The following is a 22,681-nucleotide window of genomic DNA, read 5'->3' as shown; positions in this document are numbered from 1 at the left end:
ATTAATAATTCGTTTTACTGCTGAAACAAATCAGCACAGGTTGTTTTATTTAACGTCTACATTTGTTTTAACGCCTTCAACAAATACTTTTGCTGGCTTAAATGCAGGGATATTATGAGCAGGTATTTTGATAGTAGTATTCTTTGAAATATTTCTACCTGTTTTTTCAGCTCTTGTTTTAATAATAAAGCTTCCAAAACCTCTTAAGTAAACATTATCTCCACTTTCTAAAGACGTTTTTACCTCTTCCATAAAAGTTTCAACCGTTGCTTGCACGTCACCTTTTTCAATTCCTAATTTCTCAGAAATTTTTGCTACTAAATCAGCCTTCGTCATTTTTAATATTATATTTTATTGGGTTATTATAAATTCTAAAAGGGATGCAAATATAGGAATTAAATATTCAATATTTCAAACCTAATTCACTAAAATTTAATATTATAAACGTTTATTTTTGTTACCTCGATTTAGATAATTCATGATATTTTCAAAAACTTTAATTGATTGGTATTCAGTTAATAAGCGTTTTTTGCCATGGCGAGAAACCAAAAATCCTTATTACATATGGCTGTCGGAAATTATTTTACAACAAACCCAAGTTAAACAGGGGTTACCATATTATGAAGCTTTTGTGAACGAGTATCCTACTGTTTTTGATTTGGCAAAAGCCGAAGAGAGTGACGTGCTAAAACTATGGCAAGGTTTGGGCTATTATTCGAGAGCCAGAAATTTACATGCCTCTGCCAAATTTGTTGCAGAATCCTTAAAGGGTAAATTTCCTAACAACTATAAAGACTTACTTAAACTAAAGGGGGTTGGCGATTATACTGCTAGTGCTATTGCCTCCATTTGTTTTAATGAAGCAGTGGCTGTGGTAGATGGTAATGTATATCGTGTGCTGGCGCGTTTTTATGGTATAGAAACTCCAATAAACTCATCAAAAGGAGCCAAAGAGTTTAAGAATTTAGCTCAAAACTTAATTGATGCGAAACGACCGGAGGAGTTTAATCAGGCTATTATGGAATTTGGAGCCACGCATTGTAAACCTCAGAATCCGTATTGCCATGAGTGCCCCTTCAATACTAGATGCATAGCTTTTAATACGAACAGGATACATGAGTTACCTGTTAAAATTAAGTTGGCAAAGGCCAAAAGAAAACACTTTAATTTTCTGGTCTTTATTTCTGAGGATAGAAAAACGATTCTTGAAAAAAGACAGGGAAAGGGCATTTGGCAGAACCTATACCAATTTCCGCTTATTGAAACAGTAAAAGAACTTAATGCTAACAGTTTTCAAAATACCTTTGAAAACTATAAACTGTTTACAGATAGATCGTATAATTATTCATTATATAATGAGAAGCCCATAATACATAAATTATCCCATCAGCATTTGTATACAAAGTTTTGGGTGGTTAGTGTTGATAGATTACCGATTAAAGGTCTGTATATTGACAAGTTAGAACACTTTCCTGTACCTGTTTTGATAGAAAATTTTCTTAAAACTTTTAATTTTCAATAGAAGGGCTAGCATGCTCATATTTTTTTATTAATTTTAATAAAATGAGTAGCAATTGACTAATTTTGCTTTTCTAATTAATTTTATGATATGTCAGGAACTTTAAATAAAGTAATGCTAATAGGTCACTTAGGAGATGAGATTAAAATGCACTATTTTGAAGGGGGAGGTTGTATTGGACGTTTTCCTTTGGCAACCAATGAAACCTATACAAATAGACAGACTAACGAACGTGTTACGAATACAGAATGGCATAATATAGTGGTTAGAAATAAGGGGGCGGAAATTTGCGAAAAGTATTTAAGCAAAGGGGATAAAGTTTATATTGAAGGCAGGTTAAAAACTAGGAAATGGACCGATGATAAAGGAAATGAACGCTACTCGACTGAAATTCAATGCAATGATTTTACCTTTCTTTCTACTAAAAGGGATGGCGTTGGTAATACCCAAAATGATCCTGTAAGTCAAAGTCCGATGGCTACTCCAGAGGAGGGTCAAAGCAAATCAATTGAAGGAGATAACGATGATTTGCCATTTTAATTTTCTTGATACTTTATCAAGAACTATGTTTAATTAAAACCTTAGTAATTGGATCCTGATCCTGTCAGTTTATTATCAATATTTATAGCAATTGATCCTTCGGTTGTTTTTAGTTTTATAATGCTTTTTTCGCTGTTGGTATGCTCAGCCTTAATTTCTGGGGCAGAAGTTGCTATGTTTTCCCTTAATTTAGGTGATATCCAAGAGGGGTTAGAGCAAAAGGATAAACGAATACAGATTGTAGCCAAATTGCTCGAGCGTCCCAAAAAACTTTTGGCTACCATTTTGGTGGCAAACAATTTTATAAATATAGCAGTGGTTATTTTATTTGCAGCAATAAGTGATGTATTATTCTCAAATATTACTACTCAAATTAATTTCTTCTTTTTTAAAGTTAGTTTGGTGTTTTTTCTAAAGGTTGTGGTTATTACATTTTTAATTTTGCTTTTTGGAGAAATTTTGCCGAAAATTTATGCGAGCAGAAATAATGTAAAGTTTGCAACGTTTATGGCGTATCCACTTCGCGTTTTAGATGTGGTTTTATCGCCAGTTAGCTTACCAATGCGCAGTGTTACCCTTGGCATTCATAATAAATTAGGGAAACAAAAGTCTAATATAAGTGTTGATCAGCTATCGCAAGCTTTGGAACTAACCAGTGAAGAGGATACAACAACTGAGGAGCATAAAATTTTAAAAGGGATTGTGTCTTTTGGAAATACTGATACAAAGCAGGTTATGAGGCCTCGTATCGATATTTTTGCTTTGAATATTGAACAGAAATATGCAGAGATTATGCCTGAAATCGTTGCCAATGGGTATTCAAGAATTCCAGTTTACAGAGATAATGTAGATACTATTGAAGGCATTTTATATGTTAAAGATTTGTTGCCTTATTTAGATAGAAAACAATTTGACTGGATAACCTTGTTGCGTGAACCTTTTTTTGTGCCTGAAAACAAGAAATTAGATGATTTAATGGCAGAATTTCAAGAGAAAAAAGTGCACTTAGCGGTTGTTGTAGATGAATACGGAGGCACCTCAGGATTAATTTCTTTAGAGGATATTATTGAAGAAATAGTTGGAGATATTAGTGATGAGTTCGATGATGAAGATTTAACCTATTCAAAGCTTGATGAGAAGAATTATGTGTTTGAGGGTAAGACAGCTTTAAAGGATTTCTATAAAATTATTAAAGTTGAGGACGATACTGTTTTTGAGGAGAATAAAGGGGAAGCGGAGACTATTGCTGGTTTTGTTCTAGAAATTTCTGGAAGTTTTCCTAAGCTAAATAGTAAAATAAATTTTGAAAATTACGTTTTCACTATAGAAGCCATGGACAAAAAGAGAATTAAACTTGTAAAATTTACAATTAACTAAGAATGATGAAGTCTTTATGTGTATTAGGTTTAATGTTATTCTGTCTTTCATGTAGTGAAGATTATGTGCCCAAGCCAAAAGCGTTTTTAAGATTAGAATACCCTAGGGCTCATTATGTCGCTCTCGATTTAGATGTACCCTTTACTTTTGAAAGAAATGAACAACTATCCCAAGTAAGTATAAAGCAAGTTAGCGCTTCTACCAGAAGTTATGGTTTAAATATTGAGTACCCACAACTTAAGGGGACTATATTTTTAACCTATAAAACAGTAGATGAAAAGGGAAAGAATTTAAAAGCTTTTCTAAGGGATGCTCAAAATTTCACACAAAAACACACCGTTAAGGCAGATGAAATCCCTGTAACAGCTTTTGAAGATGACGAGCGTAAAGTGTATGGCGCCTTTGCAGAAGTGAGAGGTAATGTGGCTTCGCCTGCACAGTTTTATGTAACAGATAGTGTGAATCACTTTCTAACAGGATCCTTGTATTTCTATGCTAAACCTAATTACGATTCTATCTTACCAGCTGCAAATTACCTGCAGAAAGATATGAAGCGTATAATGGAATCCGTTAATTGGAAATAGAAAAGGTTGCTTCAAATTAAGCAACCTTTTCTATTTAAAGTATGATTTATTCTTGGTTTAAGCTGCTTTTTTAGTACAACAAGTTTCTTTACAATCTGCTTTACAGGCCATTTTTTCACCTTTTTTAGCGTCCTTGTTACAGCAGTCTTTTGTACAGCCAGTTTTACAAGTTTTTTTATCCTTACTACTGCAACACGCCTTTTTACAGTCTGAAGCGCATGTTTTTTCCGAAGAGAACGTTTCAACAGTTTTCATATCACTCACTTTATAAGTGTTAGAAACCTTAGAAACAGCCTCTTCAAGTGTTGTTGGTGTTACTTTAGCCTCATTATATTCAACCATGGCTAGCTTTCTGTCAAAGTCAACTGTTGCAGTTTTCACACCGTCCATTTTCGAAATTTTCTTTTGAATGGTAGCGGCACAGCCAATGGCACAGGTCATGCCATCAATGGTAAATTCAGCTTTAGCGTAGGTAGCATTAGGATCTATTTCTTTAACAGCTGTAGTCTCAACTTCAATAGTTTTAACTTCAGCTTCTTTTTGTTTGCAGCTAACAATTGCTACAATCAATGAAAGCAATAAAATATGTTTCAAGAGTTTCATATGTCTAGGTTTAGAATTGAATGTTACAAACTTACTAAATTATTATGTTGTTATAAGTTAATAAGCAGAATTTAAGGTGTAAATTCTTAAACAACTAATTGGTTTGTTAAGGTGTTCATGTTAAGAATTATAGCTTGAAATTATTATTATTCACAAATTTTACCGAAATTTAAGAAGAATAAACATGTAGTCATTATGAAAAAATTATCTCTTCCTATTCGCTTTGGTTTAGTAACTAGTGCAGTTTTAATAGCATATTTTTTGGTTTTAGCGTTGGTTGATAAACATATAAACCCTGCTTTTAGCTTTGTTAATGCACTTATTACTGGGCTGGGTGTTTATGAAGCTGTTAGGTTGAGTAAGCTTGAAAACCCTGCAAGCTTCTCTTATACAGAAGGTTTTAAAACAGGACTGGTCACAGGGTTTGTTGCGACTATTGTGTTTACCGCCTTTTTCTTGTTTTATGCCACAGAAGTTAACGCAGAATTTTTGCCACAATTACTTGAAACTGTAAACGGACATTTTAATGCAGATATTGGCATGGTAGCATTTGTTGTTGCCATAATGGGATTTGCTACGAGCGTGGTGGCGTCGCTTACAGTTATGCAGCTTTTTAAAAACTCCAGAAATATTTCTCAAAATTCCTAAAACGTTTGCAGTTTAATTAATTAGCAGTATATTTGCACTCATTTTTTAAACAAATAAATTAATAAAAACGTTACGCTATGTACGCAATTGTAGAGATAGCAGGGCAACAATTTAAAGTTGAAAAAGACCAAAAAGTTTTTGTTAACCGTTTGCAAGCAGAAGAAGGTAAGAAAGTTTCTTTCGATAATGTTCTTTTAGTTGGTGAAGGTGACAATGTAACTGTAGGCGCCCCGGCTATAGACGGAGCTCAGGTAGGAGCTAAAGTCTTAAAACACCTTAAAGGTGATAAAGTTATAGTATTCAAAAAGAAAAGACGTAAAGGTTACCGTGTAAAAAATGGTCATCGTCAATCTTTAACTGAAATTGTAATTGAAAGTATTGCTTCTACTGGAGCTAAGAAAGCTGCCCCAGCAAAAAAAGCAGAAAAGAAAGAAGAACCTAAAGCTAAAGTTGAAGCTCCAAAAGCTGATGATGTGCAAGATTTAAGCAAATTAACGGTTGCTGAATTAAAAACTATAGCTAAAGAAAGAGGTATAGATGGAATTTCTTCAATGAAGAAAGCCGATTTAATTGCTGCTTTAAGTTAGTATAATAAAATAAAATCGAAATAAAATGGCACATAAAAAAGGAGTCGGAAGTTCGAAAAATGGTAGAGAATCAGAATCGAAACGCTTAGGTGTTAAGATTTTTGGTGGTCAAGCTGCATTAGCTGGAAACATTATCATAAGACAACGTGGTAACACTCATCATCCTGGTGAGAATGTATACCAAGGAAAAGATCATACTTTACACGCCAAAGTAGATGGTGTTGTTAAGTTTACTAAGAAAAAAGACAACAAATCTTACGTTTCTATTGAGCCTTTTGAGGCTTAGGAAATAATTTTCTTAAACGAAGTAAAGCCCTTTCTTTTTACACAGGAAGGGTTTTTTATTTGTTTAAAATATCGGTTACAATTTTTAAATGATGTTTGGTGTGTATCGCCAAGAACTTCAGGGTTTGTTGCTTGGAAAGCACACCAAAAACATGGTGAATAAAATGAGAGGTTTCAGGAAGTGGTTTAGTGCGATCTATTTGCTTTTTAACTTCGGTTAATTGCTGGTTCAAACTTTCTAAAGTTATGATTTCTGGTGGCATTACAACTTTTGGAGCTTTTGCTTTTCCTCTAGGAATAAAATGCAAAGGAAATAATACGCTTCTAGCTAAATTGAAATCACGCTTGTGTTTTTTAGGATTTGTTTTAAGTAAAATCGTGGTTACCCGATTAATAACTTTTAGGGAGTGGTCTAAATGCCATCCGACCTCTACCTTAGATATAGAAGGCTTTATTCGGTCAAGATGAGGGATGGCAGTCTCTATTTTGTCTAATAATTGATATAAAGTACTAATGTGTTTTTTAGACATCGTTGAAAAATAATTTAGAAGATATTAATTAAATTCTTAACTTTAAGCTATTGCTCTCGCAATTGAGTATGTCTAACTAGAAATTATGTGATTATGCTGCCGTTTAGATCTGAAATTAGAAACTCCCCTACGCAACCTACCATTAAAGTTTTTTTAACGGATGAGTCCTTAGATGCTAGAATTAAAAAGCATTTAGAGCACTTTAAAGAAATTGAAACCATTGAAATTAGAGAGACCCATGGTCAAAATAGAGCTGGAGAAAATATTACCATTTTTTTAAAAGACCATGTGGATATCAATAAAATGAAAGCCTCAATAGATTCAAGTTTATGGTGGTATTTTGAAGAGGATATGGTAGATGAATAATTAAGTGTGTTTCTATATCTTTAATTATAGGATTTATTTTAAATCCGTATATCGCAGGAATGATTTGTATGAAGAGTTTTGGATTCTGTACTTATTTAAATACAAAGTGTTATAAGAAAAAATCCCAAGCATGGTTTGCTTGGGATTTTATTATTTTAGAGAATATCAAATTCCTAATTAGTATCTGTAATGTTCAGGTTTATAGGGACCTTCAACGGTAACTCCAATGTATGCAGCTTGATCTTCCTTTAGTTCTGTAAGCTCGACACCAATTTTCTCCAAATGTAGTTTAGCTACTTTTTCATCCAAATGCTTTGGTAGCATGTAAACCTCATTTTTGTAGGCATCAGCATTATTCCAAAGTTCGATTTGCGCCAAAGTTTGGTTTGTAAACGAATTACTCATTACGAAACTAGGGTGACCCGTGGCACAACCTAAGTTTACCAAGCGACCCTCAGCAAGAATAATAATATCATTGCCATCAACAGAATATTTATCAACTTGAGGCTTGATTTCAACCTTCGTGTCTCCGTAGTTTTCGTTTAACCAAGCCATTTGAATTTCGTTATCGAAATGGCCAATATTACAAACAATAGCTTTGTCTTTCATAGCTTTGAAATGCTCAGAACGAACAATGTCTTTATTTCCAGTGGTAGTAATTATAATATCGGAATTGCTTACTACTGTTTCAAGCTTCTTAACTTCAAAACCGTCCATAGCCGCTTGTAAGGCACAGATAGGATCAATTTCAGTTACCGTTACAATACTTCCTGCGCCTTTAAAAGAAGCTGCAGTACCTTTACCAACATCTCCATAACCACAAACAGTTACACGTTTTCCTGCCAGCATCACATCGGTTGCACGGCGAATAGCGTCTACAGCACTTTCTTTACAGCCGTATTTGTTGTCAAATTTAGATTTGGTAACGGAGTCATTTACGTTAATAGCAGGCATCGGTAATGTGCCGTTTTTTACACGCTCATATAATCTATGAACTCCTGTGGTGGTTTCTTCCGAAAGACCATTTATTCCAGCAGCTAATTCTGGATATTTATCTAAAACCATGTTGGTTAAATCGCCACCATCATCCAAAATCATGTTTAAAGGTTTGCGCTCTTCTCCAAAGAACAAGGTTTGTTCAATACACCAGTCAAACTCTTCTTCTGTCATATCTTTCCAAGCATAAACAGCAGTCCCAGCAGCAGCAATTGCCGCAGCAGCTTGATCTTGAGTAGAGAATATGTTACATGAACTCCAAGTGACTTCTGCTCCTAAAGCTTGTAAAGTTTCAATTAACACTGCTGTTTGTATGGTCATGTGCAAACAACCAGCAATGCGCGCACCCTTAAGAGGCTGCTCGTTTTTGTATTCTTCGCGCAGACTCATAAGCCCCGGCATTTCAGCTTCGGCTAATTCTATTTCTTTACGACCCCAATCTGCAAGTGAGATGTCTTTTACTTTACTAGCTACGTAAGGAATTGTTTTTGTGCTCATATTCAATTTTCTTTTTGATTTTTAAACCTAATTTTTTTGATTGTGTATGGTATTTAAAATACTTAAATTCGCTTACCGAAAAAGCAATCTACTTAGGCGGTGCAAAGATAATCAATAACTTCCATAAAATAAATGCCTCTTTATAAAACCATTCATCCAAATTCCCAAACTACAGTTAAAATCTGGAAAATTACCGAGTCTTATGAAGATTTAATGAAACAGGTGAATTTAAAACCAGTTGCTTTAGAGCGGGTTTTAGGCATGAAGAGTAAACTCCATCAACGTGGGTTTTTAAGTGTACGACACCTATTACAAGAATTTGGATATACGGATGCAGATTTGTTTTATGATAATAATGGTAAGCCACATTTAAAAGATGGTAAACAAATATCGATAACCCATTCCTTCGAATTTTCGGCGGTTATTATTAGTGATTTAATAGTAGGGATTGATGTTGAAAAACAACGAGATAAAATCTCAATTATAGCCCATAAGTTTCTTGATTATGAACTAGATTACGTTGATGAAGACAGCGCAGACTATATTAAAAAACTAACGGTGATTTGGTGCGTAAAAGAATCTTTATATAAGCTTTTTGCCACACCAGGGTTGAGTTTTAAAAAGCACTGTTTGGTTGTTCCTTTTTCTTTGGATGAAAATAATACCGTGGCTTGGGTTGATTATAGGGATAACAAATGTCGATATAACATCCAGTTTTTTGAGTTCGAAGGTTTTACTTGTGCATATGCTATTGCATGACAAAGATATATAAAGACATATTTGAAGCTCGTAATAATGGCAATAAGCTTTTAGCTGTTTTAATTGATCCTGATAAATTTTCAATTAAAAACACAAGTGCGTTTATCAAAAAAGTAAATAATTCCAAAGCCACACATATTTTTGTTGGCGGTAGTGCGGTAGACGAAGACGCTACGTATATTTTAGTTAAAGAAATAAAAGCATATACATTTTTACCAATAGTTTTATTTCCAGGGGATGTGTCTCAGATTACAAGTGAGGCAGACGCGTTGTTATTTCTATCCTTAATATCTGGTCGTAATCCAGATTATTTAATTGGAAAACATGTAAAGTCTGTTTCCGTGTTGAAACAGGCTGATTTAGAAATCATTTCAACAGGGTATATTTTAATTGAAGGCGGAACTGTGACGGCAACCTCCCAGGTAACAAAAACAGAGCCCTTGTCGCGAAAAGGCATCCAAATCATCATAGATACTGCAAAAGCGGGCGAGTTTCTAGGGCTAAAACTAATGTATTTAGAGGCAGGAAGTGGTGCGAAAATTCCGTTGTCTCAAGAAATTATTAAATCGGTTAAGGATGAATTGACTATTCCATTAATTGTTGGTGGTGGTATAAGAAATAAACAGCAATTAGATAGCGCATATAATGCAGGAGCAGATTTAGTTGTTATTGGTACAGCTTTTGAAGAAGATGAATCTTTTTTTAACGAATTAAAAAAATAGATTATCAAGTATTTAGAATACTTAACATTTATGCCAAGTTAAAATGTTTTTAAATAATTAAAAAAGACTAATGGTTACATGTGAAAAATATCTAAAGAGTCCGTTAATTCCGAAAGATTATGAGTCTTATTTTTGAGTTCTTTTTTAAACAGTATGCACAATACCAAACGGTCGATATTATTCTTGAAATAATTGCGGTATTCTTTGGTTTTGCATCGGTTTGGTTTTCTAAGAAAAATAACGTGCTGGTTTTTCCAACAGGTATGGTAAGTACACTTATTTTTGTGTATTTGCTTTTAAAATGGGAGTTGCTGGGAGACATGATGATAAACGCCTATTATTTTATCATGAGTGTTTATGGCTGGTATGTTTGGACGAGGCGGGTGGACAAGACGCACTTAACACCAATATCGAGAACAACCAGTAATGAAAAGAAAGTTGGAGCTTTATTGTTTATGGCTACCTTGCTATTTGTGTATTTAGTTTACATAACATTTAATAAGTGGACAAGTTGGGTTGCATATGTTGATACCATAACTACTGCCATATTTTTTGTAGGTATGTGGCTAATGGCCAGACGTAAAATTGAAAATTGGATTTTTTGGATTGTCGGCGATCTTATTTCAATTCCTTTGTATTACCATAAAGGTCTTACGTTTACGAGTTTACAGTATTTTGGGTTTACCTTAATTGCCATTTTTGGTTATTTAACATGGCGGGAAATTGTGAATAAGAAACTGCAAAAGGTTTGATTTTATAATGTATTCTATAGAGGCTCTTATCAAGCCTATTTTTCAGATAATTTGGAAGCTGCTACAGTTTTTTCAGTACTGTGTTTTCAGAATTGAAAAAGAATATATTAAACCTTTTTTATTTAATGGTTTCCAGGAAATTAAATGATATAGGTGCTTCTATTTTATTGTATACATGTTCCGATATTCGTGGAAAATACTAATTAAAATGCATTTGCGATTTATGTTTTTTGATTTATATTGCCTCGTCTCTTAAACATACCGTTTTAAAGAATTAGCCTTAAAGAAATTGTAAGTTGGAATTAAAAGATGACTGAGAAGTACAAAAGAGATATTTAAACTAAATACTAATAAAAGCTATTAATTAAGATATGTTTTTGGATAATGATATTGAACAGATAAAGGAAAAAGGCATAACGCTTGACCAGATACAAGCACAAGTGTCTCGCTTAAAAAATGGTATGTCTTTTTCAAACTTGGTGTCGGCAGCAACCGTAGGTAAGGGAATTGAGAGTTACAATGGAGATGAAATAGAAGAATTAATAAGCTTATACGATTCTAAAAAGGACAATTTATCGATTGTGAAGTTTGTGCCTGCATCTGGAGCTGCTACAAGAATGTTTAAATTTCTTTTTCAGTTTTTAAAAGAGTTTGAGCCACTAAAAGAAACCGTCAAGGCGTATGCGGACCGTAAAAATGACGATTTAATTGAACCTTTTTTTTCAAAACTAGAAGCCTTCCCTTTTTATGAAGAAGTAGCCTTAAAGCTAAATAAAGTAGTTCCAGATTTTGACACTTTATCAGAAGGAGAAAGGCAATGGTATTTTGTTAAAATAATGTTAGATAAAGATGGGTTAAATTATAGTTTTTTACCAAAGGGTTTGTTGCCTTTTCATAAGTATGAAGACCAAGTGAAAACTGCTTTTGAAGAGCATTTATTTGAATCTACCCTTTATGCTTCTTCGAAAGGTAAGTCCAATATCCATTTTACAGTTTCCGAAAAACATCATCTTTATTTTAAAAAAGAGTTTGGAGCTATTGTCGATCACTTAGAGGATAGAACCAAAACGATGTTTAATGTATCGTATTCATTCCAAAAGGAAGCAACGGAAACGGTTGCGTTAACATCGAAAGGCGATATTTATAGAAATGAAGACGGGTCCATTCTTTTTAGACCTGCTGGTCATGGTGCACTTCTTGAGAATTTGAATGATTTGGATTATGATTTGGTTTTTATAAAGAATATTGACAATATAGTTGTGGCTAAGAAAAACATTAAAGTTTCGGCCTTCAAAAAGCTTTTAGCTGGTGTTTTATTGGAGGCGCAGGAAAAGGTTTTTGAGTACTTAAATTTACTTGATAGCGGAAGCATTTCTGATGCAGATATGAAAATAATGCTTCTGTTTTTAAGGTATAGGTTAAATATATCTATTTCGGTTGATTTCGAAAGTTTAGATCAAGCAGACAAAATAATCTTTTTAAAAGATAAATTGAATAGACCCATTCGCGTTTGTGGAATGGTTAAAAATGAAGGAGAGCCTGGGGGAGGGCCTTTTTGGGTGAGAGATGTTAATGGCCATGTGTCGCTACAAATTGTTGAATTTGCTCAAATAGATTTTAGGAGCAAAGCGCAGCAAAGGCTTGTTTATAAGGCAACACATTTTAATCCTACAGATGTGGTTTGTGGAGTGAGAAATTATAAAGGTGAGAAGTTTGATTTAATGGATTTTGTAGATCCTGATGCTGCCTTTATTACCATGAAAACCCAAAATGGCGTTGATATTAAAGCTCTTGAGTTACCGGGGCTTTGGAATGGCAGTATGGCGTTTTGGAATTCCATTTTTGTTGAGGTGCCACTAAATACCTTTAACCCAGTTAAGAATGTGAATGATTTATTGAAGCCAGCCCATCAAGCCTTATAATGTTTAATGAGAAACAGTTACTAGAGGAGTTAAAATTTAAAGCCATCAGAAGCTCTGGTAGCGGGGGACAACATGTCAATAAAGTTTCAAGTAAGGTTGAAATAACCTTTAATCTTTATGAGTCTCTAGTGTTTAATGAATCTCAAACAGAAATATTAAAAACCAAACTTCAAAATAGATTAACAAAAAACGGGCTATTAGTTGTTTTTTGTGACGAGTCAAGAAGCCAGCATAAAAACAAGGAGATTGCAACAAAGCGTTTGTTGGAATTATTAAAGTCCGCATTAATTATTCGAAAAAAGCGAGTCCCAACGAAAATTTCTAAGTCTGCTATTCAAAAACGATTAAAGTGTAAAAAAATACGTTCGTTAAAAAAAGTAAATAGAAGAAAGCCTAAGCTGGACTAAAAATAATTGCAATACATAATAGATAATTCATTAATCGTTCTTATTTTTGCGCCGTTCTCAAAAAAGGGGTGCCTATTTTCGGCTGAGATCATACCCAATGAACCTAGAACAGGTAATGCTGTTTAGGGATTGTGAGCGTTAAAGAAGCACAATAATGTGTTTTAGCAAATTCTAAAGCTTGGCTGTGCAGTTTGCTGCGCTCAAATAAATTAATTATTAACAATAAAGAATAATTACCTCTTTTTATTCGATTAAATCAATTAATCGACATGAAAAACATTTTTCTTTTTCTAACACTTTTAGTGTTGTCAGTCAGTGCATATGCACAACAAAATCAAAAATCACAAGATTCAACAAAAACAGAAAAACTTGATGAAGTACTTGTAAAAGCAGTTCGGGTTGATGCAGATTCACCTATTACCCATTCTAACGTTTCTAAAGAAGAAATTGCTAAACGTAATTTAGGACAAGATATTCCTATTCTTTTAAATTATTTACCGTCTGTTGTAACAACAAGTGATGCTGGAGCAGGTGTTGGTTATACAGGAATTAGAGTTAGGGGTACAGATGCAACACGTGTGAATGTAACCATTAACGGAATTCCATATAATGATGCAGAAAGTCAAGGAACTTTTTGGGTAAATTTGGGTGATATTGCCTCATCTACTGAAAGTATGCAGTTACAGCGTGGTGTTGGTACATCAACCAATGGTTCGGGGGCTTTCGGGGCTAGTTTAAACTTACTAACCGATGCATATTCAAAGGAAGCCTATGGAGAGATTTCAAATAGCTTTGGTAGTTTTAATACCCGAAAACATACTGTTAAAATGAGTACAGGATTGTTAAATGATCACTTTGAGATTTCCGGGCGTTTGTCCAATATTTATTCTGACGGTTATGTTGATCGTGCATTTTCAGATTTGAAATCATATTTCCTTCAGGGTGTATATAAAGATGATAACCGATTAATTAAAGCACTTGTTTTTGGAGGTTCAGAGCGCACTTACCAGTCCTGGTTTGGATTAACAGCTGAACAACTTGAAGAAGATAGAAGGCAAAACCCTTATACCTACGATAATGAAACTGATAATTATTGGCAAGATCATTATCAATTACATTGGAATGAGCGTATAGATAATCGATGGTCTACCAATCTGGGATTAAATTATACTAAGGGAAAAGGGTATTTTGAACAATACGAATCAGAAACTGATGAAATTGACTTGTATAATGGCATTGTTTTACCAACAGATTCGTATATTAATGATGATGGCGAGGAAATTCCTATTACAGACTTAATTAGGCGCCGTTGGTTAGATAATGATTTCTATGTAGTTAACGGCAATGTGACTTATAAAAATACGGGTTTGGAAATTATTTCAGGCTTATCATATAGCTCATATTTAGGAGATCATTTTGGTGAAGTGATTTGGGCACGTCGTTTTTCTGAGGATGCTGAAATAAGAGATCGTTATTACCAAGGTGATGCCACTAAAAATGACTTTAGTGTATTTTCAAAAGCATCCTTTAACATTAATGAGCAATTGACTGGTTATGTTGACTTGCAAGGCAGATTTGTTACCTATAAAACCGATGGTTTAGATAATAATAGAAATGAATTTATTACCGATGCAGAATTCAATTTCTTCAATCCTAAATTCGGTTTAACTTATAAGTCTTCAGGTTTTAGTAGTTATTATGCTTCATATGCAAGAGCGAACAGAGAGCCCAATAGAGACGATTTTCAAAATGGCGTTACCGAGCATGAAACGCTGAATGATATTGAGTTGGGATGGCGTTATAACACATCAAAGGTAAGTTTAAATACAAATTTGTATTATATGTTTTACCAAAACCAATTGGTCCTAACAGGTGCACTTGATGATGTTGGTAGTCCTTTAAGAGCAACTAGCGGAAAGAGTTACCGTTTAGGTTTAGAAATAGATGCTAATATCCAGTTTCTATCTAACTTCAGTATGAATACCAATATTGCTGTTAGTAGAAATAGAAACCAAGACTTTAAAAGCGAGATTAATGGTGAACTTGTAGATTTAGGCGAAACGAATATTGCTTTTTCACCAGATGTAGTTATTGGAAACGCATTGAATTATTATCCTGTAAATAATTTACAATTATCATTGTTGAGCAAATTTGTTGGAGAACAGTACATGGGTAACATAGATAGTGAAGATTCCAAATTAGACAGTTATTTTGTAAATGATTTCAATATAGTTTATGAAATAAAGCCTAGTAAATTGTTTAAATCAATAATCTTAACAGGGTTGGTTAATAATATTTTTAATGTAAAATATGTATCTAACGGTTATTTTGGAACTTTTGATTTTGAAGATCCTGATAGCCCTACAGGTGTTACCACAGGAACTTTTGCTGGTTATTACCCGCAAGCGACAGCCAATTTCTTGCTTGGTGCCACTTTCAAGTTTTAAGCCTTAATGTTTAAAGGAAATATAATAGCTTCAGATTTAGGAATAGTTGAAACAACTATTCCTAAATCTTCTAATATGGTATTAAAGAAGGCTTTTGAGCTGTTTTTAAATCAACCAGAGACCTATAAACAACGCTTTCTGCAAAAGCATATAAACACTGTTTTTGATGGGTATTCTTATATGGGACAGAAGGATAGCAGCAATCAATATGATTTTGATTTGTTGCACTCTTTCGTGCTATCTGAATTTACTAAACCTTCATTGTTTCCTCCTATGTTTTCTGAGTTTTTAAATTTAGAATGGTTGCGCTTAACTTCAGAAATTAAAAACATAGAAAAGAAACTAATTGCTGAGTTGAAAATACCCAGATTAGATGGTTTTTATCAAGAACATATAGGGCATATGGCGTCATGTAATTATTATCCGAGGCTTGATACAAGGCATCAAAAATCGGGGTCGAGATTATCACAGCATGTGGACGTGTCACTTTTTACGGTATTTATTTTTGGTGCAGAAAGCGGATTTTCATACAGCGATGAAAATGGACAGCAAAAAGCCCTTTATGCAACCGATAACGTTGTGGTATTTCCAGGGTATTTACTCGAGTATTTAACTCAAGGAACCTATAAAGCCTTGTCGCATCAAGTAGGCTTTAAAGATTTTGATAAAGACCGGTTTTCTTTTGCTTTTTTTTCCATACCTAAACCCAATTCCAAATGGAGTTTTAATGGTGTTGAATCAACATCAGAAGGGTACTATAAGGATTATTTAAACCTGTTTTAGAATGTTGTATTTAGAGATTCTGGCGGTAATTTTTGGTCTTGCTTATTTGTTTTTTCTAATACGTGAACAGATAATTTGTTGGGCGTTTGGAATTGTAGGATCTCTGTTTAGTGTTATATTATTTTATAAAACCGCCTTGTATTCTGAGGCAATTTTGTATCTGTACTACGTTGTAATTGGTTGTTATGGCTTTTACCATTGGAATGCTCCAAAAACTAAGAATCAGTCGCTTCCTGTAACCGATTTCCATAATTTGAGTTATGTTTATCAAATTGTTATCACAGAGATTTTAGCTATAATCCTTGGGTTTGTTTTTTCGAAATATACTGATGCAGCCATGCCGTATTTAGACGCGCAAACAACGCTATTTAGTTTTTTGGCAAGTTTTCTTGAAGCCAGAAAAAAGTTAAGTGCCTGGAAATTTTGGATAGTGATAAATGCCGTGACAATAGTGCTCTATTTACAAAAAGAATTGAATTACTACACAGTTCTAACCTTCGTGTATTTGGTTTTTTCTTTTGTTGGCTATTATAAATGGAAAAAGAAAATGTCTCAACAAACTATTTTAGTTTAGTATTTTCCTAATTAAATATTACAAGAGTATTTCCGTTTTTTTCCACCCTATAGTTTCTTAGAGAACATCTTAAACCATCTTCAGATTGTCCTGTAACGAAATTGTAGCTATTGCCATCGTCACAACCACATTTTCCAGTAAGACCTTTAGGGGTAATCACAGAGCAGGCCGAAGGTAAATGGTTTGGGTCTGCCGCGTCCCACGCAAAGAAATCAGTTCCTGTCGAAGCAACAATAACCCCTGCATTGCCTTGGCTTGGTACGTAAATGGAGTTTCCTGCAAAGTTTAATTGACTATATTGAGGAAGGCTTAGGTCGATACTAAAATTAACACCCAAATCGAGTAAAAAATTACATTCGCTTTCCTCATTGGAGTTGTTGCTACAGGATATCAATAAAAGCACAAAAAGAAGATAAAAAAAAGACCTCATAGGTGTAAAAAATAGATTGGCAATTTACAACAAAAAGTAAATTGACTGGAATATTTTGTATATTTGTTATTCAATCTCGTGAAAACGGGATTTTTTTATTGCTGAAGGCTTCAATAGATGTTTTTACTGGAGTTTATTTCAGCATATTTTGTTATTAACTAAACAATGAAGTTATGAGTAAAGTATCATACTATACACCAGAAGGATTAAAAAAGTTAAGAGACGAGTTACAACAGCTTAAAGATGTAGAACGTGTAAAAGCATCTAAAGCCATTGCTGAAGCTAGAGATAAAGGTGATTTAAGTGAAAATGCTGAATACGATGCTGCTAAAGAAGCTCAAGGCATGCTAGAAATGCGTATATCGAAGTTAGAGGATGCTTTGGCTGGAGCACGCGTTATTGATGAATCGCAGTTAGACACCTCAAAAGCTTTGGTGCTATCAAAAGTAAAAATTAAAAACCAAACCAATGGTATGGAAATGACTTATACCTTGGTGGCTGATGGTGAAGCAGATTTGGCCTCAGGTAAAATTTCTGTTAATTCTCCCATAGGAAAGGGTTTATTAGGAAAATCTGTAGGTGATGTAGCCGAAATACAAGTGCCAAATGGGGTTATGAAGTTTGATGTAATAGAAATTTCGAGGTAATTATGGCTTCTGTTTTCACTAAAATAATCAATGGAGATATTCCTTGTTATAAAGTTGCTGAAAATGGTGATTTTTTTGCTTTTTTAGATATTAGTCCAAATACAAAAGGCCATACCCTATGTGTTCCTAAAAAGGAAGTTGATAAACTTTTTGATTTGGATGAAGTTACTTATAACGGATTAATGTCTTTTTCAAGACAAGTGGCTTTAGCTCTTAAAAAAGTGGTTTCTTGTGATAGAATTGGGTTAAGTGTTATTGGTTTAGAGGTGCCACATGTGCATGTTCATCTTATTCCTTTAAATTTTATGGATGATGCAAGGTTTATTCACAAAGCAAGTTTGTCTCCTGAAGAATTTCAGGAATTGGCAAAGGCTATATATGTCGAGTATAGAAAGCTTTAAAAGAAAGCGAGCAGTAGCAATGAAATAAACGCTATTTTTACTCCCACCAACACCCAAGTTAATTTTTTTATAAACGTAGAGTTTTGTTTAGGCTTGAATGCCTTTTGCTGGTATTCAACAACTTGTTCAATATCCTGTGTCCATTGCACAGGGTAAATAGTTGTATTACAGTTTTTACAAAACAGGTCGTACTTAATGCTTGAGGTAATAGACTTGTAAAATCGAGTCTCAACAATTTTTTGACTAAATTTTAGACGCAGTCCTTCTTTACTGAAACATTCAGGGCAGTTGTTGTTTAGCGAAACTTCTTTTATATCTACAAACTTTTCGATCATGGTTATAAAGTATTATGTCGCAAGCTTATTTGTATGGTAGAACCTTTGTTTTTTTCAGATTCGAGGACTTTTATTTTGCCATTATGAAAATCTTCAATGATGCGCCTTGTTAAGGATAATCCCAGTCCCCAGCCTCTTTTTTTAGTGGTGAATCCAGGTTCAAAAATCTTAGAGAAGTGTTTCTTAGAAATACCTTTTCCAGTGTCTTTAACGGTTATCCGTACGAAGTTGTCTGATGATGTAATTTTAACAGAGAGTTTTCCTCTGCCTTTCATAGCATCAATGGCATTTTTTACAAGATTTTCAATTGCCCAACTATAAAGTTGTCTATTAAGATCTATGAAGATTTCATCTTTAGGCGTATCAATTTCAAAGTCAATAAGTTTAGAAGACCTAGCCTTTAAGTAATCATACGACTCGACAGTTTCTTTTATTATGTCGGCTTTTTCTAAAGTTGGTAAGGATCCAATTTTACTAAAACGTTCAGTAATAGTTTTAAGGCGGTTAATATCTTTTTCTATTTCAACAATATATTCAGAGTTTACATGCTCGGTCTTTAGTATTTCGGTCCAGCCAATTAGGGAAGATAAAGGAGTGCCTATTTGGTGAGCGGTTTCCTTTGCCATACCCGACCATAACTTGTTTTGAGTGGCATTTTTAGTACTACTGTAAAAGAAGAAAATAACGGCGCCAAAAAGAAAAACGATAAGAAGTAAGGCTAAAGGGTAATATTTTAATTTGTTTAGCAATGGAGAGTTCCCATAGTAAATAGTACTGTTTAGTTTTCCACCAAAAGCAACTTCAATAGGTGTGTTTTCATCCTTAAATTGGGTCACGAGTTTATCAATAAACTTCTTGTTGTCAAGTTTAGAATCGTCAATATTCAAGTGACTTCCAACACTTCCGTCACTGTTAATTTCAAGTACGGGTGTGGTGGAGTTACTATTTAAAATCTTTAGAGTAAGATCAAGATTGGTATTAACGTCGGAGTTAATTAATTCTGTTTGAGCAAATGACCAAATCTCCATTTTGGTGCGTTCTTCTTCTTTAAAATGTTGAAAAAATTCATATGTTTTCCAAAGAATTAACGAGACCACGGTGAAAGAGGCAAGAATTATAATCCATCTAAATAGATTGCTATGTTTTATAAAAATCATGAACAATTTAATTTAATTTGTAATATAATGTAAATCTGTTAATATTATTGCGCAAGATGTTAGTAAATCAGTTTTTAGATGCGTTACAGTTTAATTACATTTGTAGAAACATAGTGTGTTAAATGCCTTCAATTGATCCAAAAAGCTTGTCAACTAGTAAATTACATAGCTATTTGCTAAGTTCAGTTGCTCCAAGACCAATTGCTTTTGCTAGTACCATTGATTTAAAAGGCAACCCTAATTTATCACCATTTAGTTTTTTTAATGTGTTTAGCGCTAATCCGGCAATACTGGTTTTTTCACCAGCTAGAAGGGTTCGAGACAACTCAACAAAGCATACGTTGCACAATGTAATAGAAGTAAAGGAAGTTGTAATAAACGTGGTGAATTATGACATTGTACATCAAATGTCCTTGAGTAGTACAGAATATGCAGCCGGGGTAAACGAGTTTGATAAAGCAGGATTAACCATGTTAAAATCTGAAATGGTTAAGCCGTTTAGAGTGGCCGAATCGCCTATTCAGTTTGAATGTAAGGTTCAGGATATTGTGGCATTAGGAAAAGAGGGTGGTGCAGGGAATTTAGTGATATGCGAGGTTGTTAAATTACACATTGATGATGAGGTTTTAGATGAAAATGAAGAGATCAATCAAAAAAAGTTAGATTTAGTAGCTAGAGCTGGAGGTAGTTTTTATACAAGAGCGAGGAAAGGTTTTTTTGAAATACCAAAACCAGTTGCCTCAAAAGGTATAGGTGTTGATAGTTTGCCTGAGCACGTAAAGCAGAGTATGGTACTAACAGGAAATGATTTAGGAATGTTGGGTAATGTGGAAGCTTTGCCTGACCAGTTAAGCGTACAAACTTTTGTAAAAGAAGTAGGAGGACGTTATCCTAATATAAAAACGGCCACTCATAGGGAGAAACATAAATTGGCGAGAAATTATTTAAGCTTTGGTGATGTTCAAAGCGCATGGAAAGTATTATTAAGTTAACAGAATAAAACAATTATAAATTATTAGTAAATGGAAGTTCAAGGAAGAATAAAAATGATTGGAGAAACTCAAACTTTTGGAAGTAATGGGTTTAGAAAAAGAGAAATTGTAGTAACTACTGAAGAACAATACCCACAGCATATTATGGTGGAGTTTGTACAAGATAAAACAGATTTGTTGAACAATTATCAAGTTGGCCAACAGGTAAAAATAAACATTAACTTAAGAGGGAGAGAATGGGTAAATCCACAAGGAGAAACGAAGTATTTTAATTCTATTCAAGGTTGGAGAATAGAGGCACTGCAGGCAGAGGCTTCTGGTGCAAATATGCCTCCTGTACCACCAGCTGATGCTTTCGAACCTGCTGGAGATTTAAAGGAAGACGATCATGACGACTTGCCTTTTTAGGGCAATAAAGTGTTAATTAAAACCTCAATATGTTCATAATATTGAGGTTTTTTTATTTTTATTAACATGTATTATTTATCAGATGAATTATGGTTTCCAAAGGTTGAAGAAGCTACCGACGATGGCATGCTTGCTATTGGTGGAGATTTATCTGTAAAACGGTTATTATTGGCTTATCGAAGTGGTATTTTTCCATGGTTTGAAATAGATACCCCCATATTGTGGTGGTCTCCGAATCCCAGATTTGTGCTGTTTCCTGAAAAACTTAAAGTTTCAAAAAGTATGAAACAAGTTTTAAGGAATAAACGATATAAAGTAACCATTAACCAAAATTTTAAAGCAGTTATAACGCAATGTGCTGGTATTAAGCGGTTAGGGCAAAACGGTACATGGATAACACAAAAAATGATCGAAGCTTATACGAAACTATATGCGTTAGGTTACGTTAAGTCCGTTGAGGTATGGTATGAAGAGGCCTTGGTTGGTGGTTTATATGGGGTCGATTTAGGAAATGGTGTGTTTTGTGGAGAGAGTATGTTTTCAAAAATAAGTAATGCCAGTAAAGTAGGATTAATTACTTTTATACAACAATCAACTTATAAACTTTTTGACTGTCAGGTATATACCAAACATCTTGAAAGTTTGGGCGCAGAAGCGCTTTCTCGAGAAGAGTTCTTAAGTTATTTATAGTTAAACAATTTATAATAGCTATCATGAAAATATTAAAAGGTTTGCTTATTGTTTTTAGTTTCATTTTGGTTTCTTGTTCGTCTAGTAATAAGAATCATACTAAAACCTTTATGGTAAATAGCTTTAAAGTGCCATGCACAGGTGTGGCCCCTATGTCATGTTTACAGGTAAAGGAGCAAGGAGTAGATGTTAACTGGTCTAATTTTTACTCTACCATTGAAGGGTTTACTTTCGAACCAGGTTTTCTTTACACCATTGAAGTTGTTGTAGAGACTATTCCAAAAGATTTAATTCCTGCAGATGGTTCATCATTAAAGTATACCTTGGTTAAACTTATTAGTAAAGAGCAAGATACTCGATTTGCTGTCAATGACATTTGGGTTTTAGATAAGTTGGAAGTTCAGTCAGCTTCCGATGTATTTGATAGATTGCCTGTTTTAGAAATTAATATTAATGCCAAAAGTTATTTGGGAAACGACGGCTGTAATAATTACAGTGGAACCTTAGAAACTCTGAATGATTCACAAATAGGTTTTGGATTAGCTATATCTACTAAGATGGCATGTCCAAACGATAGTTGGTCTTTCAAGTATATGGAACTTCTTATGAAATCTAATACGTATAAGGTTGAAAAAGGCAAACTTTTTGTGTTTCAGGATGAAGAAGTTTTGTTGGTTTTTAAAAAAACAGATTAATTTTTGTCGTTAACAAACAGAAAAAAC

Annotated in this window: 29 protein-coding genes; 22 read left to right on the top strand and 7 right to left on the bottom strand. The window is 33.9% G+C overall.

The window, feature by feature from the left end; translation table 11 throughout:
• Positions 1-45 precede the first annotated feature (45 nt).
• On the bottom strand, positions 46-336 hold the full coding sequence (locus E5D58_RS03530) for an HU family DNA-binding protein (RefSeq protein WP_019386001.1): 291 nt from the start codon (positions 334-336) through the stop codon (positions 46-48).
• A 142-nt stretch (positions 337-478) separates the two neighbouring features.
• Between E5D58_RS03530 and mutY the strand changes: the two genes are divergently transcribed.
• The 4 genes from mutY to gldD all read left to right on the top strand — a co-directional run bounded on the left by mutY (position 479) and on the right by gldD (position 4,020).
• Positions 479-1,522 carry an A/G-specific adenine glycosylase gene (gene mutY / locus E5D58_RS03525; protein WP_136480432.1) on the top strand — a complete coding sequence of 348 codons (1,044 nt, stop codon included), beginning with the start codon at positions 479-481 and terminating at the stop codon, positions 1,520-1,522.
• 87 nt (positions 1,523-1,609) lie between these two features.
• The gene (locus tag E5D58_RS03520; RefSeq protein ID WP_136480431.1) at positions 1,610-2,059 is read left to right on the top strand and encodes a single-stranded DNA-binding protein; all 450 of its coding nucleotides are present in this window, start codon (positions 1,610-1,612) and stop codon (positions 2,057-2,059) included.
• A gap of 48 nt (positions 2,060-2,107) precedes the next feature.
• Complete coding sequence (locus E5D58_RS03515; protein WP_136480430.1) at positions 2,108-3,436, top strand: gliding motility-associated protein GldE; 1,329 nt, start codon at positions 2,108-2,110, stop codon at positions 3,434-3,436.
• Between the two features lie 2 nt (positions 3,437-3,438).
• Complete coding sequence (gene gldD, locus E5D58_RS03510) at positions 3,439-4,020, top strand: gliding motility lipoprotein GldD (RefSeq protein ID WP_136480429.1); 582 nt, start codon at positions 3,439-3,441, stop codon at positions 4,018-4,020.
• A gap of 57 nt (positions 4,021-4,077) precedes the next feature.
• Here the strand turns inward: gldD and E5D58_RS03505 are convergent, their stop codons facing one another.
• Positions 4,078-4,623, bottom strand: a complete 546-nt coding sequence (locus E5D58_RS03505; RefSeq protein ID WP_136480428.1) for a cation transporter — start codon at positions 4,621-4,623, stop codon at positions 4,078-4,080.
• A 195-nt stretch (positions 4,624-4,818) separates the two neighbouring features.
• Here E5D58_RS03505 and E5D58_RS03500 point away from each other — a divergent pair, with 195 nt between their 5' ends.
• The 3 genes from E5D58_RS03500 (at position 4,819) to rpmA (ending at position 6,144) form a co-directional block, all read left to right on the top strand.
• Complete coding sequence (locus E5D58_RS03500; protein WP_136480427.1) at positions 4,819-5,271, top strand: DUF4199 domain-containing protein; 453 nt, start codon at positions 4,819-4,821, stop codon at positions 5,269-5,271.
• A 77-nt stretch (positions 5,272-5,348) separates the two neighbouring features.
• Complete coding sequence (rplU, locus tag E5D58_RS03495; protein ID WP_136480426.1) at positions 5,349-5,858, top strand: 50S ribosomal protein L21; 510 nt, start codon at positions 5,349-5,351, stop codon at positions 5,856-5,858.
• Positions 5,859-5,883: 25 nt separating this feature from the next.
• Positions 5,884-6,144, top strand: coding sequence for a 50S ribosomal protein L27 (gene rpmA / locus E5D58_RS03490; protein WP_136480425.1), 261 nt, complete (start codon positions 5,884-5,886; stop codon positions 6,142-6,144).
• Positions 6,145-6,199: 55 nt separating this feature from the next.
• Here the strand turns inward: rpmA and E5D58_RS03485 are convergent, their stop codons facing one another.
• Positions 6,200-6,673: a DUF1569 domain-containing protein gene (locus E5D58_RS03485; protein ID WP_136480424.1), complete on the bottom strand. Its 474-nt coding sequence runs from the start codon at positions 6,671-6,673 to the stop codon at positions 6,200-6,202.
• 93 nt (positions 6,674-6,766) lie between these two features.
• Between E5D58_RS03485 and E5D58_RS03480 the strand changes: the two genes are divergently transcribed.
• Positions 6,767-7,039 (top strand): hypothetical protein, encoded by a 273-nt coding sequence (locus tag E5D58_RS03480; protein ID WP_136480423.1) that lies wholly within the window; start codon positions 6,767-6,769, stop codon positions 7,037-7,039.
• Positions 7,040-7,216: 177 nt separating this feature from the next.
• Here the strand turns inward: E5D58_RS03480 and ahcY are convergent, their stop codons facing one another.
• Positions 7,217-8,533 carry an adenosylhomocysteinase gene (gene ahcY / locus E5D58_RS03475; protein ID WP_136480422.1) on the bottom strand — a complete coding sequence of 439 codons (1,317 nt, stop codon included), beginning with the start codon at positions 8,531-8,533 and terminating at the stop codon, positions 7,217-7,219.
• Positions 8,534-8,665: 132 nt separating this feature from the next.
• Between ahcY and E5D58_RS03470 the strand changes: the two genes are divergently transcribed.
• The 8 genes from E5D58_RS03470 to pnuC (E5D58_RS03435) all read left to right on the top strand — a co-directional run bounded on the left by E5D58_RS03470 (position 8,666) and on the right by pnuC (E5D58_RS03435) (position 16,899).
• Complete coding sequence (locus E5D58_RS03470) at positions 8,666-9,292, top strand: 4'-phosphopantetheinyl transferase family protein (protein WP_136480421.1); 627 nt, start codon at positions 8,666-8,668, stop codon at positions 9,290-9,292.
• Complete coding sequence (locus E5D58_RS03465; RefSeq protein WP_136480420.1) at positions 9,289-10,014, top strand: geranylgeranylglyceryl/heptaprenylglyceryl phosphate synthase; 726 nt, start codon at positions 9,289-9,291, stop codon at positions 10,012-10,014. Before E5D58_RS03470 ends, E5D58_RS03465 begins: the two co-directional genes overlap by 4 nt.
• Before the next feature lie 119 nt (positions 10,015-10,133).
• Positions 10,134-10,766, top strand: a complete 633-nt coding sequence (gene pnuC / locus E5D58_RS03460; RefSeq protein ID WP_136480419.1) for a nicotinamide riboside transporter PnuC — start codon at positions 10,134-10,136, stop codon at positions 10,764-10,766.
• A gap of 371 nt (positions 10,767-11,137) precedes the next feature.
• The gene (locus tag E5D58_RS03455) at positions 11,138-12,688 is read left to right on the top strand and encodes a DUF4301 family protein (RefSeq protein WP_136480418.1); all 1,551 of its coding nucleotides are present in this window, start codon (positions 11,138-11,140) and stop codon (positions 12,686-12,688) included.
• The gene (arfB, locus tag E5D58_RS03450; RefSeq protein WP_136480417.1) at positions 12,688-13,095 is read left to right on the top strand and encodes an alternative ribosome rescue aminoacyl-tRNA hydrolase ArfB; all 408 of its coding nucleotides are present in this window, start codon (positions 12,688-12,690) and stop codon (positions 13,093-13,095) included. The genes E5D58_RS03455 and arfB overlap by 1 nt, the downstream gene beginning before the upstream one ends.
• Before the next feature lie 269 nt (positions 13,096-13,364).
• Positions 13,365-15,542: a TonB-dependent receptor gene (locus tag E5D58_RS03445; RefSeq protein ID WP_136480416.1), complete on the top strand. Its 2,178-nt coding sequence runs from the start codon at positions 13,365-13,367 to the stop codon at positions 15,540-15,542.
• A 6-nt stretch (positions 15,543-15,548) separates the two neighbouring features.
• Positions 15,549-16,325 carry a 2OG-Fe(II) oxygenase family protein gene (locus E5D58_RS03440; RefSeq protein WP_136480415.1) on the top strand — a complete coding sequence of 259 codons (777 nt, stop codon included), beginning with the start codon at positions 15,549-15,551 and terminating at the stop codon, positions 16,323-16,325.
• 1 nt (position 16,326) lies between these two features.
• On the top strand, positions 16,327-16,899 hold the full coding sequence (pnuC, locus tag E5D58_RS03435) for a nicotinamide riboside transporter PnuC (RefSeq protein WP_136480414.1): 573 nt from the start codon (positions 16,327-16,329) through the stop codon (positions 16,897-16,899).
• Positions 16,900-16,906: 7 nt separating this feature from the next.
• Here the strand turns inward: pnuC (E5D58_RS03435) and E5D58_RS03430 are convergent, their stop codons facing one another.
• A complete protein-coding gene (locus E5D58_RS03430; RefSeq protein ID WP_136480413.1) occupies positions 16,907-17,329 on the bottom strand; it encodes a hypothetical protein in 423 nt (140 codons plus the stop codon).
• Positions 17,330-17,502: 173 nt separating this feature from the next.
• On the opposite strand from E5D58_RS03430, the gene greA reads away from it, so the two are divergent.
• Positions 17,503-17,976: a transcription elongation factor GreA gene (gene greA, locus E5D58_RS03425; protein WP_136480412.1), complete on the top strand. Its 474-nt coding sequence runs from the start codon at positions 17,503-17,505 to the stop codon at positions 17,974-17,976.
• 2 nt (positions 17,977-17,978) lie between these two features.
• Positions 17,979-18,377: an HIT family protein gene (locus tag E5D58_RS03420; protein ID WP_136480411.1), complete on the top strand. Its 399-nt coding sequence runs from the start codon at positions 17,979-17,981 to the stop codon at positions 18,375-18,377.
• Here the strand turns inward: E5D58_RS03420 and E5D58_RS03415 are convergent.
• Complete coding sequence (locus E5D58_RS03415; protein ID WP_136480410.1) at positions 18,374-18,712, bottom strand: hypothetical protein; 339 nt, start codon at positions 18,710-18,712, stop codon at positions 18,374-18,376. The two genes, E5D58_RS03420 and E5D58_RS03415, sit on opposite strands and share 4 nt — an antisense overlap.
• Before the next feature lie 2 nt (positions 18,713-18,714).
• On the bottom strand, positions 18,715-19,869 hold the full coding sequence (locus E5D58_RS03410) for a sensor histidine kinase (RefSeq protein ID WP_136480409.1): 1,155 nt from the start codon (positions 19,867-19,869) through the stop codon (positions 18,715-18,717).
• Between the two features lie 122 nt (positions 19,870-19,991).
• On the opposite strand from E5D58_RS03410, the gene E5D58_RS03405 reads away from it, so the two are divergent.
• The 4 genes from E5D58_RS03405 to E5D58_RS15005 all read left to right on the top strand — a co-directional run bounded on the left by E5D58_RS03405 (position 19,992) and on the right by E5D58_RS15005 (position 22,654).
• Positions 19,992-20,861 carry a flavin reductase family protein gene (locus tag E5D58_RS03405; RefSeq protein WP_136480408.1) on the top strand — a complete coding sequence of 290 codons (870 nt, stop codon included), beginning with the start codon at positions 19,992-19,994 and terminating at the stop codon, positions 20,859-20,861.
• Between the two features lie 30 nt (positions 20,862-20,891).
• On the top strand, positions 20,892-21,269 hold the full coding sequence (locus tag E5D58_RS03400) for a DUF3127 domain-containing protein (protein WP_136480407.1): 378 nt from the start codon (positions 20,892-20,894) through the stop codon (positions 21,267-21,269).
• Positions 21,270-21,335: 66 nt separating this feature from the next.
• Complete coding sequence (gene aat / locus E5D58_RS03395; RefSeq protein WP_136480406.1) at positions 21,336-21,959, top strand: leucyl/phenylalanyl-tRNA--protein transferase; 624 nt, start codon at positions 21,336-21,338, stop codon at positions 21,957-21,959.
• 23 nt (positions 21,960-21,982) lie between these two features.
• Positions 21,983-22,654 (top strand): DUF4377 domain-containing protein, encoded by a 672-nt coding sequence (locus E5D58_RS15005; RefSeq protein ID WP_136480405.1) that lies wholly within the window; start codon positions 21,983-21,985, stop codon positions 22,652-22,654.
• The last annotated feature ends 27 nt before the right edge of the window (positions 22,655-22,681 follow it).

The sequence above is a fragment of the Cognatitamlana onchidii genome, assembly GCF_004804355.1.
GTDB lineage: Bacteria > Bacteroidota > Bacteroidia > Flavobacteriales > Flavobacteriaceae > Cognatitamlana > Cognatitamlana onchidii.
This window is presented reverse-complemented; position numbering and strand designations above follow the sequence as displayed.

Coding starts and splice junctions, on each gene's coding strand:
- E5D58_RS03530 (WP_019386001.1), bottom strand. CDS start 336: ATGACGAAGGCTGATTTAGTAGCAAAAATTTCTGAGAAATTAGGAATT.
- E5D58_RS03420 (WP_136480411.1), top strand. CDS start 17,979: ATGGCTTCTGTTTTCACTAAAATAATCAATGGAGATATTCCTTGTTAT.
- E5D58_RS03465 (WP_136480420.1), top strand. CDS start 9,289: ATGACAAAGATATATAAAGACATATTTGAAGCTCGTAATAATGGCAAT.
- E5D58_RS03470 (WP_136480421.1), top strand. CDS start 8,666: ATGCCTCTTTATAAAACCATTCATCCAAATTCCCAAACTACAGTTAAA.
- E5D58_RS03410 (WP_136480409.1), bottom strand. CDS start 19,869: ATGATTTTTATAAAACATAGCAATCTATTTAGATGGATTATAATTCTT.
- aat (WP_136480406.1), top strand. CDS start 21,336: ATGTATTATTTATCAGATGAATTATGGTTTCCAAAGGTTGAAGAAGCT.
- E5D58_RS15005 (WP_136480405.1), top strand. CDS start 21,983: ATGAAAATATTAAAAGGTTTGCTTATTGTTTTTAGTTTCATTTTGGTT.
- E5D58_RS03440 (WP_136480415.1), top strand. CDS start 15,549: ATGTTTAAAGGAAATATAATAGCTTCAGATTTAGGAATAGTTGAAACA.
- E5D58_RS03405 (WP_136480408.1), top strand. CDS start 19,992: ATGCCTTCAATTGATCCAAAAAGCTTGTCAACTAGTAAATTACATAGC.
- E5D58_RS03480 (WP_136480423.1), top strand. CDS start 6,767: ATGCTGCCGTTTAGATCTGAAATTAGAAACTCCCCTACGCAACCTACC.
- rplU (WP_136480426.1), top strand. CDS start 5,349: ATGTACGCAATTGTAGAGATAGCAGGGCAACAATTTAAAGTTGAAAAA.
- E5D58_RS03430 (WP_136480413.1), bottom strand. CDS start 17,329: ATGAGGTCTTTTTTTTATCTTCTTTTTGTGCTTTTATTGATATCCTGT.
- pnuC (WP_136480419.1), top strand. CDS start 10,134: ATGAGTCTTATTTTTGAGTTCTTTTTTAAACAGTATGCACAATACCAA.
- arfB (WP_136480417.1), top strand. CDS start 12,688: ATGTTTAATGAGAAACAGTTACTAGAGGAGTTAAAATTTAAAGCCATC.
- E5D58_RS03445 (WP_136480416.1), top strand. CDS start 13,365: ATGAAAAACATTTTTCTTTTTCTAACACTTTTAGTGTTGTCAGTCAGT.
- E5D58_RS03400 (WP_136480407.1), top strand. CDS start 20,892: ATGGAAGTTCAAGGAAGAATAAAAATGATTGGAGAAACTCAAACTTTT.
- ahcY (WP_136480422.1), bottom strand. CDS start 8,533: ATGAGCACAAAAACAATTCCTTACGTAGCTAGTAAAGTAAAAGACATC.
- mutY (WP_136480432.1), top strand. CDS start 479: ATGATATTTTCAAAAACTTTAATTGATTGGTATTCAGTTAATAAGCGT.
- E5D58_RS03520 (WP_136480431.1), top strand. CDS start 1,610: ATGTCAGGAACTTTAAATAAAGTAATGCTAATAGGTCACTTAGGAGAT.
- E5D58_RS03455 (WP_136480418.1), top strand. CDS start 11,138: ATGTTTTTGGATAATGATATTGAACAGATAAAGGAAAAAGGCATAACG.
- E5D58_RS03505 (WP_136480428.1), bottom strand. CDS start 4,623: ATGAAACTCTTGAAACATATTTTATTGCTTTCATTGATTGTAGCAATT.
- rpmA (WP_136480425.1), top strand. CDS start 5,884: ATGGCACATAAAAAAGGAGTCGGAAGTTCGAAAAATGGTAGAGAATCA.
- gldD (WP_136480429.1), top strand. CDS start 3,439: ATGATGAAGTCTTTATGTGTATTAGGTTTAATGTTATTCTGTCTTTCA.
- E5D58_RS03500 (WP_136480427.1), top strand. CDS start 4,819: ATGAAAAAATTATCTCTTCCTATTCGCTTTGGTTTAGTAACTAGTGCA.
- greA (WP_136480412.1), top strand. CDS start 17,503: ATGAGTAAAGTATCATACTATACACCAGAAGGATTAAAAAAGTTAAGA.
- pnuC (WP_136480414.1), top strand. CDS start 16,327: ATGTTGTATTTAGAGATTCTGGCGGTAATTTTTGGTCTTGCTTATTTG.
- E5D58_RS03415 (WP_136480410.1), bottom strand. CDS start 18,712: ATGATCGAAAAGTTTGTAGATATAAAAGAAGTTTCGCTAAACAACAAC.
- E5D58_RS03485 (WP_136480424.1), bottom strand. CDS start 6,673: ATGTCTAAAAAACACATTAGTACTTTATATCAATTATTAGACAAAATA.